The sequence below is a fragment of the Streptomyces sp. NPDC002520 genome, from assembly GCF_053595235.1.
This window is the reverse complement of record NZ_JBSFXG010000065.1, coordinates 25,204-33,231: the sequence shown is the minus strand read 5'-3', so window position 1 is coordinate 33,231 and position 8,028 is coordinate 25,204. Positions and strand designations below refer to the sequence as shown.

At 67.8% G+C, this 8,028-nt stretch carries 8 protein-coding genes and 1 rRNA gene; all 9 read left to right on the top strand.

What is annotated here, in order from left to right; all coding sequences use genetic code 11:
- Positions 1–93 (top strand): 5S ribosomal RNA (rrf, locus tag ACWD5D_RS43300); the annotation flags it as partial.
- A 110-nt stretch (positions 94–203) separates the two neighbouring features.
- A complete protein-coding gene (locus tag ACWD5D_RS43295; RefSeq protein ID WP_451378264.1) occupies positions 204–812 on the top strand; it encodes a CDP-alcohol phosphatidyltransferase family protein in 609 nt (202 codons plus the stop codon).
- Positions 813–924: 112 nt separating this feature from the next.
- Entirely contained in the window at positions 925–3,420 is a 2,496-nt protein-coding gene (locus tag ACWD5D_RS43290) for a sugar phosphate nucleotidyltransferase (protein ID WP_451378263.1), read from the top strand.
- Positions 3,421–3,575: 155 nt separating this feature from the next.
- Positions 3,576–4,493, top strand: a complete 918-nt coding sequence (locus ACWD5D_RS43285; RefSeq protein ID WP_451378262.1) for a DUF881 domain-containing protein — start codon at positions 3,576–3,578, stop codon at positions 4,491–4,493.
- Positions 4,490–4,822, top strand: coding sequence for a small basic family protein (locus ACWD5D_RS43280; protein ID WP_030808725.1), 333 nt, complete (start codon positions 4,490–4,492; stop codon positions 4,820–4,822). Before ACWD5D_RS43285 ends, ACWD5D_RS43280 begins: the two co-directional genes overlap by 4 nt.
- A gap of 5 nt (positions 4,823–4,827) precedes the next feature.
- Positions 4,828–5,655, top strand: a complete 828-nt coding sequence (locus tag ACWD5D_RS43275; protein ID WP_451378261.1) for a DUF881 domain-containing protein — start codon at positions 4,828–4,830, stop codon at positions 5,653–5,655.
- Positions 5,656–5,845: 190 nt separating this feature from the next.
- Positions 5,846–6,676, top strand: a complete 831-nt coding sequence (locus ACWD5D_RS43270; protein WP_451378260.1) for an FHA domain-containing protein — start codon at positions 5,846–5,848, stop codon at positions 6,674–6,676.
- A 41-nt stretch (positions 6,677–6,717) separates the two neighbouring features.
- Positions 6,718–7,455, top strand: coding sequence for a transcriptional regulator FtsR (gene ftsR / locus ACWD5D_RS43265; RefSeq protein ID WP_451378259.1), 738 nt, complete (start codon positions 6,718–6,720; stop codon positions 7,453–7,455).
- Positions 7,456–7,541: 86 nt separating this feature from the next.
- Positions 7,542–8,015 carry a bifunctional nuclease family protein gene (locus ACWD5D_RS43260; RefSeq protein ID WP_026253112.1) on the top strand — a complete coding sequence of 158 codons (474 nt, stop codon included), beginning with the start codon at positions 7,542–7,544 and terminating at the stop codon, positions 8,013–8,015.
- Positions 8,016–8,028: the final 13 nt, after the last annotated feature.

The window sequence follows — 8,028 nt, the reverse complement described above, 5'->3', positions numbered from 1 at the left end:
ACGCCCGGTTACATTCCGAACCCGGAAGCTAAGCCTCACAGCGCCGATGGTACTGCAGGGGGGACCCTGTGGGAGAGTAGGACGCCGCCGAACTACCTTTCAAGCTCCGGCTCTTGGGCATACCGCCCAGGAGCCGGAGCTTTTTTGCGTTGAGGTAGGGTCAGGGGGCATCGTTGGTTCGTTTCGCAACAGGAGGCCCCCGGGTGGAGGTCCAGGAGACCCGTGTCCAGACAGACCGGGTCCTCACCATCCCCAACATCCTCAGCATGGCGCGGCTCGTCGGCGTACCCCTCTTCCTGTGGCTGATTCTGAGGCCGGAGTTCGGGGGTCCGAACAGCGACGGCTGGGCTCTCCTGGTACTCGCGCTCAGTGGCGTCAGTGACTATCTGGACGGCAAGCTCGCCCGGCGCTGGAATCAGATCAGCAGCCTCGGCCGGCTGCTCGATCCCGCTGCCGACCGCCTCTACGTGCTTTCCACCCTGCTGGGCCTCACCTGGCGGGAGATCCTGCCGATCTGGCTGACCGCCCTCCTGTTGCTGCGCGAGCTGGTTCTCCTGGTGATGGTGGGCATCCTCAGGCGTCACGGCTATCCGCCGCCGCAGGTGAACTTCCTGGGGAAGGCAGCCACGTTCAACCTGATGTATGCGTTCCCGTTGTTGTTGCTCAGTGACGGAAGTGGTTGGATCGCGTCACTTGCTGCTGTTTTCGGATGGGCGTTCGCAGGTTGGGGTACGACGCTCTATTGGTGGGCAGGAGTGCTCTATGTAGTACAAGTCCGCCGTCTGGTGCGCGCGGACGCCATGGCCGATTGAGCTCGGCGGTTGTCCGGACGTAGTGCTTCGATGGCCCGCGGGGGAAAAGTGCGGGACAATCTGGACGGGTGAAGTCGGCTGGACCGTCGTCTCTGAGGAGGACGCTTCCGACATGAAGGCCGTCGTGATGGCTGGGGGCGAAGGCACACGCCTGCGCCCTATGACCTCGAGCATGCCCAAACCGCTCCTGCCCGTGGCGAACCGCCCGATCATGGAGCACGTGCTGCGGCTGCTCAAAAGGCACGGGTTGACCGAGACCGTTGTCACCGTGCAGTTCCTGGCATCGCTCGTCAAGAACTACTTCGGTGACGGCGAGGAGCTCGGAATGGAGCTCACCTATGCCAATGAGGAGAAGCCACTCGGTACCGCTGGAAGCGTCAAGAACGCCGAAGAGGCGTTGAAGGACGATGCTTTCCTCGTCATCTCCGGCGATGCCCTGACCGACTTCGACCTCACGGAGCTCATCAATTTCCACAAGGAGAAGGGCGCTCTGGTCACGGTCTGCCTGACCCGGGTGCCCAATCCGCTGGAGTTCGGCATCACCATCGTCGACGAAGAGGGAAAGGTCGAGCGCTTCCTCGAGAAGCCGACCTGGGGGCAGGTCTTCTCCGACACGGTGAACACGGGCATCTATGTCATGGAGCCCGAAGTCTTCAACTACGTCGACCCCGACGTTCCCGTCGACTGGTCCGGCGACGTCTTCCCGCAGCTCATGAAGGAGGGCAAGCCGATCTACGGCTTTATCGCCGAGGGCTACTGGGAGGACGTCGGCACCCACGAGAGCTACGTGAAGGCCCAGGCCGACGTGCTCGAGGGCAAGGTCAACGTCGACATCGACGGATTCGAGATCTCCCCGGGCGTCTGGGTCGCCGAGGGCGCCGAGGTGCATCCGGACGCGGTACTGCGCGGACCGCTGTACATCGGCGACTACGCCAAGGTCGAAGCCGGCGCGGAAATCCGCGAGCACACCGTCGTCGGATCCAATGTGGTCGTCAAGAGCGGTGCCTTCTTGCACAAGGCCGTCGTGCACGACAACGTGTACGTCGGGCAGCACAGCAATCTGCGTGGCTGCGTCGTCGGGAAGAACACCGACATCATGCGGGCCGCCCGGATCGAGGACGGCGCGGTCATCGGTGACGAATGCCTGATCGGTGAAGAATCGATCGTTCAGGGCAATGTCCGAGTCTACCCGTTCAAGACCATCGAGGCCGGCGCTTTCGTCAACACCTCGGTCATCTGGGAGTCCAGGGGGCAGGCGCACCTCTTCGGTGCCCGCGGTGTGTCCGGGATCCTGAACGTGGAGATCACGCCGGAGCTGGCCGTGCGACTGGCGGGTGCGTACGCCACCACGCTGAAGAAGGGGGCCACGGTCACCACGGCCCGTGACCACTCCCGAGGTGCTCGTGCGCTCAAGCGGGCGGTCATCTCCGCGCTCCAGGCGAGCGCCATCGACGTACGCGACCTGGAGAACGTGCCGCTGCCCGTGGCACGTCAGCAGACCTCGCGCGGCAGCGCCGGCGGCATCATGATCCGGACCTCGCCGGGTGTCCCGGACTCCGTCGACATCATGTTCTTCGACGGGCAGGGAGCGGACCTGTCGCAGGGCAGCCAGCGCAAGCTCGACCGGGTGTTCTCTCGGCAGGAGTACCGGCGCGCGTTCCCGGGCGAGATCGGCGACCTGTACTTCCCGTCGAGCGTGTTCGACTCGTACACCGGCTCCCTGCTGCGGAACGTCGACACGACCGGGATCGCCGAGTCCGGCATGAAGGTCGTCGTGGACGCGTCCAACGGCAGCGCCGGCCTCGTCCTGCCGAGCCTGCTCGGCAAGCTCGGTGTGGACTCGCTGACCATCAACCCCGGTCTCGACGAGTCCAGGCCCACGGAGACGGCCGAGATACGGCGCAACGGGCTGATACGGCTCGGTGAGATCGTGGCGTCCTCCGGGGCGGCGTTCGGTGTCCGGTTCGACCCCGTGGGCGAGCGGCTGTCGCTCGTGGACGAGAAGGGCCGGATCATCGAGGACGACCGGGCGCTGCTGGTGATGCTGGACCTGGTCGCGGCCGAGCGACGCAGCGGCCGGGTGGCGCTGCCGGTGACCACGACCAGGATCGCCGAGCAGGTGGCCGCGTACCACGGCACGCAGGTCGAGTGGACGACCACGTCTCCCGACGACCTCACGCGCGTGGGCGGCGAAGAGGGCACCATTTTCGGCGGTGACGGCAAGGGCGGGTTCATCGTCCCCGAGTTCAGCAGCGTCTACGACGGCACGGCGGCGTTCGTGCGGCTGATCGGGCTGGTGGCGCGGACGCAGCTCACGCTGAGCCAGATCGACGCGCGGATTCCGCGGGCCCATGTCCTCAAGCGGGACTTGGCGACACCCTGGGCCGTCAAGGGTCTGGTGATGCGGCGCGTCGTCGAGGCGGCCGGGGATCGCTTTGTCGACACGACGGACGGTGTGCGGGTCGTGGAGACCGACGGTCGCTGGGTGATGGTGCTGCCCGACCCGGCCGAGGCGGTCACGCACCTGTGGGCGGAGGGGCCTGACGACGCCTCCGCGCAGGCCCTGCTGGACGAATGGGCGGCCGTCGTGGACAGTGCCGGACGGTAGAACGGGCGGCGCCGAGCACTGTGCCGAACGGGTGATTGCATAGCCCGGGGCGGCAAATCCACTGCACGCGCGCGTGCCGGACAAGTGTCACTCTAAGGGGGCCTGTCCGGCACGCCGGTGGGGCCGTTCGGAGGTACTGGTCGCGACATGCGACGATGTGCGGCATGCCGCAGCAACCCCCCGTTCGGAGCAGCCCCGGGCGGCCGCCACGCCCGGACGCGTCCATGTCGTTGATCACCAACGTGATGGACCACAGCCTCGACGACGGGTATGCCGAGGCCGCCGCCCGCAAGGAGTCGCAGGGCGGGGGCGGGCTGCCGAAGACCCTTCGGGCGAAGCTGGGTCTGGCGGGCGGGCTGGTCCTGGCGGCGCTCGTGGTGACCGTCGGCGCGGCGCAGGCGCGCGTGGCGGCGCCGGTGGTGGCCAAGGAGCGCCAGGAACTGATCGACCGGATCGACCGGGGGACCGCCGCCGCGGACAAGCTCGAGGGCGATGTCGACAAGCTGCGTGACGACGTGGGTGCGCGGCAGCGGGAGGCGCTGCGCGACAGCGGCGGCGACACCGGGGCGGAGCTGGTGGGGGTCCTTTCCGGTGCCACGGCGGTGCACGGGCCCGGGGTGAAGCTGGTGGTGAACGACGCCAAGGAGGCCAGCACCGGTGGTGACGGCACCAATCCGCGCGAGACCTCGGGGTTCTCCGACACCGGGCGGGTGCGTGACCGGGACATGCAGCGCGTGGTCAACGGGCTGTGGGCGTCGGGCGCCGAGGCGGTCTCCGTCAACGGGCAGCGGTTGACCGCCCTGTCCGCGATCAGGGCCGCGGGTGACGCGATACTGGTCGACAACAAGCCGCTGGTGCCGCCGTACACGGTGCTGGCGGTGGGGGACGGGGAACGGCTGGGCACCAGGTTCCAGGACAGCGCCGACGGGCTGTACCTGCACGCCCTGGAGGAAAACTTCGGTATCCGCGCCACCATCGCCACGGAGAGCGACGTCCGGTTGCCCGCGGCACCGAGCGTGATCGTACGTACAGCACAGCCGAACTCCGAGAAGACTGAGAAGGGCACATCGTGATCGCCGTACTGGGCCTCGTCGTGGGAGTCGTGGCCGGCCTGTTGGTCCGGCCCGAGGTCCCGGCGGTCGTCGAGCCGTATCTGCCGATCGCCGTCGTGGCGGCGTTGGACGCCGTCTTCGGCGGTCTGCGGGCCATGCTGGACGGGATCTTCGACGACAAGGTCTTCGTGGTGTCGTTCCTGTCGAACGTGGTCGTGGCCGCACTGATCGTGTTCCTCGGCGACGAGTTGGGCGTGGGCGCGCAGTTGTCCACCGGTGTCGTGGTGGTCCTCGGTATCCGGATCTTCTCCAACGCCGCGGCCATCCGTCGGCACGTGTTCCGGGCGTGACACCGATGAGCGACCAGAATGAGCACAGGCTGCGCAGGGAACTGCCCGCCGAGGTGTCGGCATCGGGCCCCGAGGCCGAGCCCGCCCGTGACGAGAACGCCGAGCCGCAGCTCACCGGGCGCCAGCGGCTGATCAAGGGACTGTGGCCGCCGCGGCTCACGCGGGCCCAACTCATCGTCGCGATGCTGCTGTTCGGGCTCGGCTTCGGGCTCGCGGTGCAGGTGGCGTCGAACAGTGACAGCGACAGCGCGCTGCGCGGCGCCCGTCAGGAAGATCTTGTTCGCATCCTCGATGAACTCGACGACCGTACTCAGCGTCTTGAGGACGAGAAGCAGGCACTCGAAAAACAGCGCCAGGAACTGCAGAGCAGCTCCGACCAGGCCGCGGAGGCCCGCAAGCAGACGGCCGAGAAGGAGAAGCAACTCGGCATTCTGGCGGGCACCGTGGCGGCGCAGGGTCCCGGCATCACGGTGACGGTCGAGGACACGAAGGGGGCGGTCAAAGCGGACATGCTGCTCGACGCGATCCAGGAGTTGCGTGCGGCCGGTGCGGAGGCGATCCAGATCAACGGTGTGCGCGTCGTCGCGAACACCTACCTGACGGACTCCGGCAAGAACGTGAGCGTCGACGGGAACAAGATCAACGCCCCCTTTCGTTTTCAGGTCATCGGCAAGCCGCAGGACCTCGAGCCGGCGCTGAACATCCCGGGAGGCGTGGTGCAGACTCTGGAGAAGGAGCAGGCCACGGTGACGGTCGAGCGGTCGAGCGTGATCGTCGTGGATGCCTTGCGGGAGGCGAAGCAGCCTGACTACGCTCGGTCGTCCTCACGGTGAACCGGCGGTGCATGGGGCACGTGCAGCAGGGGCATGAGGTTGCGGGGGGTCGGCGCACCGATGGGGAGGTGCGTGGTGGAAACTGTTTGGTGGAAACGGACGTTGTGAGGATGTCCGGGTCGACCGGTGTCGGCAATCAGGGTTCGTCCTGCCCCACGGGCGGGTCTGTTTCGGTCAAGGGGAATCGCCCGTGAAGTTGTTTGCGAAGTTGTTCGGCAAGAGTGCGCGAGAGGGTGGCGACAACGCGACGGCCCGCCACCGCGCACAGCCTGACGCGGAGGGCCAGCGCCCGCTGTTCCGGGACCAGGTCGCTGGTCCGGGCGGTGACATTTCCGGCGGCTCGGGCGCGGCGTCTGTTGACCCTGCCCAGTCCGGCGGCATAGGTTTCGGGCAACCGTCGACCTCAAGTGCGGGTGGAGGGTTTGCCTCCGACCCGTATGCGTCCAACGCCCCCGCGGGGCTTCCGCGGCAGGAGGATCCGTCCATGTCGGTCCTGGTGTGTACGAGGTGCGGTAACCGCAACGCGGAGAACGCCCGCTTCTGCTCGAACTGCGGCGCCCCTCTGCGTCCCGGTGTCGCGCCCGAGCGCGCCTCCGAGACCACGTCCACGATCTCCATCTCCGGTATCGAGGCCTACGACGCGGAGGTGACCGGCCAGACGCCTGTGCCGACGCTGTCGCCCGAGGCGCAGGCGGCCGTCGACGCGCTGCCGCTGGGCTCGGCGCTCCTGGTGGTGCGCCGGGGGCCGAACTCGGGCAGCCGCTTCCTGCTGGACGGTGACCTGACCACGGCCGGCCGTCACCCGCAGAGCGACATCTTCCTGGACGACGTGACGGTCTCGCGCCGCCACGTGGAGTTCCGGCGTTCCCCCGACGGCAGCTTCACGGTGGCGGACGTGGGCAGCCTGAACGGCACGTATGTCAACCGCGAGCGGATCGACCAGGTCGCTCTGTCCAACGGTGACGAGGTGCAGATCGGCAAGTACCGGCTGGTCTTCTACTCGAGCCGGCAGGGCATCTGACCTCCCCCGGACGCCGTCCGGGGGGACCAGAGGGAAGGTCCATGCTTCAAACACCGAGTGGCGGTACCGGAAGCGGTACCGCCGCCACGGACAGTGGGCTGATGAGCATCGGCACGGTGCTGAACGTGCTGCGCGACGAGTTTCCCGAAGTGACCATCTCCAAGATCCGCTTCCTGGAGTCGGAGGGGCTCATCGAGCCGCGGCGGACCCCCTCGGGGTACCGCAAGTTCAGCGCCGAGGACGTCGAGCGCCTCGGTCACGTCCTGAGGATGCAGCGGGACCACTATCTGCCGCTCAAGGTGATCCGGGAGCATCTGGACGCCATGGAGCGCGGTGAGGCCGTCCAGCTCCCCGTGGTGGGACGGCAGCGCACGCGGGAGGACATGGAGCAGGAGGCCGAGCGGCCCACGGTGGCCCGGGTCGGCCGGGCCGAGCTGCTGGAGGCCGCCGGTGTCGACGAGGGTGACCTCAAGGAGTGGGAGTCGTACGGACTCGTCGTTCCCCTGGAGGACGGGGTGTACGACGCCGAGGCCGTCACCGTGGCCTCACTGGTGGCGGAAATGGGACGGTTCGGGATCGAGCCGCGGCACCTTCGGGTGATGAAGGCGGCCGCCGACCGCGAGGCGGGTCTCGTGGACCAGGTGGTGGCCCCCCTCCGGCGCCACCGCAACCCGCAGACCAGGGCGCACGCGGAGGCCCGTACGAAGGAACTGGCGGCGCTCACGGTGAAGCTGCACGCGGCGATGGTGAAGACCGCTCTCGGGGTGCGGTTGCCGTGAGGAGCGAGGTGTGCCGGCGGGCCGGATCAGCCACCTGTTCCCGGCCCGACTACCCAAACGTCCCGAGCACGGCCTAGGGTTGCTGTGTGAACGAGCTCGATGTCGTAGGTGTCCGGGTGGAAATGCCCTCCAACCAACCGATCGTGCTCCTGCGCGAAGTGGGGGGCGACCGTTACCTCCCCATCTGGATCGGGCCGGGGGAGGCGACGGCGATCGCCTTCGCGCAGCAGGGCATGGCCCCCGCGCGACCGCTGACCCACGATCTGTTCAAGGACGTGCTGGAGGCCGTCGGCCAGGAGCTGACCGAAGTGCGCATCACGGATCTGCGTGAGGGCGTCTTCTACGCCGAGCTGGTCTTCGCCAGCGGGGTCGAGGTCAGTGCCCGTCCGTCCGACGCCATAGCGCTGGCCCTGCGCACCGGAACGCCGATCTACGGCAGTGACACGGTGCTGGACGACGCCGGCATCGCGATTCCGGACGAGCAGGAGGACGAGGTCGAGAAGTTCCGCGAGTTCCTCGACCAGATTTCGCCCGAGGACTTCGGCACCAGCAGCCAGTGAGGCGGCCCCGGCC